1 protein-coding gene is annotated in these 1,202 nt (G+C 64.2%); it reads right to left on the minus strand.

The window, feature by feature from the left end; all coding sequences use genetic code 11:
* On the minus strand, positions 1–1,202 hold a 1,202-nt coding region (locus tag ACSHSS_RS30205), incomplete at both ends, for an aminotransferase-like domain-containing protein (protein ID WP_111360388.1).

Genomic DNA, 1,202 nt, shown 5'->3' on the forward strand with positions numbered 1-1,202 from the left:
AGCTTGCCGACCGTAATCACGGCCTGCTCGATTTCGGGCGACCACGGGCTGCTGTAGTTCAGCCGGATGAAGTTTCGATAATTGTCGGTGATCGAGAACATATAGCCGGGCCCGATCGTGATGCCTTCGTCGAGCGCGAGCTGATACAGCCGCATCGCGTCGACTTGCGCGGGCAGCTCAATCCACAACACGTAGCCGCCCGCCGGGCTCGAGATGCGCGTGCCTTCCGGAAAGAAACGCGACACCATCGCGCGCATCAGGTTCGCCTGCTGCGCATAGGCCTTGCGCAAGCGCCGCAGGTGATGCTCGTAGCCGTCGCGTTCGAGAAACTCGGCAATCGCGAGCTGCGGCAGCGACGGTGTTGCGAGCGTGTTCAGGAACTTGAGTTTCTCGACCTGTTCGCGATAGCGCCCCGGCAACGCCCAGCCGATCCGGTACGCAGCCGTCAGGCTCTTCGAGAACGACGAGCAATGCAAGACGATGCCTTCCCGGTCGAACGATTTGAGCGCGCTCGGATGCGCATTGCCGAAATACAGTTCGTTGTACACGCCGTTTTCGATCAGCGGCATGTTCACGCGCGTCGCGAACTCCACCAGCTCGCGCTTGCGCTCGTCCGGCATCTGAAAGCCCAACGGATTCTGGAAGTTCGGCATCACCATGCACGCAGCGATCGGCTGCGACTTCGCGATCGCCGCCAGCGCCGCGATGTCGATCCCGTATTCGGGATGCGTCGCGACCTCGATCGCCTTCATCCCCATTCGCTCGATCGCATGCAGCATCGCGTAGAACGTCGGCGACTCCACGGCAATCGTGTCGCCCGGTTTCGCGACCGCCTGCAGACAGAGGTTGATCGCCTCCGTCGCGCCCACCGTCACGATGATCTCGTTCGGATCGACCGACATGCCGTTTTCGAGGTAGCGCCGTGCGATCTGCCGGATCAGCCGCGGATGGCCGGGCGGCAGCCCGTCGGTCACGCCCCACAGCGACTTGTCGCGCCCGGCCGCATACGCGTAGCGGTTCAGCTTCTCGAACGGAAACAGGCTCGGGTCCGGATACGGCGAGCCGAGCGGCACCGCGTCGTCCGTGCCGATCGAGCGCAGCGTCGACAGCACGAGCCGGCTCACGTCGACCGACGACGAGATCGCGATCGGCTTCGACGGACGCAGTTCGCGCACCGGCGCATGCGCGTCGTCGCGGCGCAG

This window comes from Burkholderia sp. BC1 (assembly GCF_052683555.1).